The sequence below is a fragment of the Cognatiyoonia sp. IB215182 genome (assembly GCF_033963905.1).
Taxonomy (GTDB): domain Bacteria; phylum Pseudomonadota; class Alphaproteobacteria; order Rhodobacterales; family Rhodobacteraceae; genus Yoonia.
The window spans coordinates 1-620 of record NZ_JAXBMB010000073.1; the positions used below are offsets into that span (position 1 = coordinate 1).

1 protein-coding gene is annotated in these 620 nt (G+C 54.5%); it reads left to right on the top strand.

Translation table 11 applies throughout. From position 1 onward, the window contains the following. Positions 1-198: 198 nt before the first annotated feature. The coding region (locus tag SLH47_RS26315; RefSeq protein ID WP_320244109.1) for a methyltransferase dimerization domain-containing protein at positions 199-620 on the top strand (422 nt) is incomplete at its 3' end.

Consider the following 620-nt stretch of genomic DNA (forward strand, 5'->3'; position numbering starts at 1 on the left):
GGCACAGTGCGGGGAGTAACAGCAGGAGCCCAGGCATTCGCAGTATTGCAATGCATGCCAATAGTCGGTTCACGCTTTGGTCAGAGGTTTGCATGGCTTTCGTTCGTTTCCTAGTTAGGGATCAAGGCCCACAAAAGGAGACAGACTGTGGAACAAGAGCCGTCACCTCAACCGATCCTGCAACTACTTCACAATCATATGGCAACCAAATGTGTCTGTGTTGCCAGCAAGATCGGACTGTTTGAGGCTATTGCGGATGGTCACCAGACGTTGGACACACTTGCGAAGCAGCTCAATGTGCCACACCGTGCTCTCCGGATTGTCGCAGATGCCCTCGTTGCGATCGATTTCATTGAAAAGTCTGCGGACCGGTATCACAACACACCGCTCACAGCGACGTTTTTGAGCGGGCAGCCAGGCAAGGACCTGCGTCCCGTCCTGAATCTTTGGGATAGTGTTGTCTATCCACAATGGGCAACGCTGGAAGCATCTCTTCGTGGTAACACGCGGACCTTCGGGTTTCCGGAATTCAGCTCGGAGCAGCGGCATACCTTCGACATGGGGGTCGCCGCCTTGACAGCGCCAGCCGCACAGGCCCTAGCGCAGAAATACGATTTCAG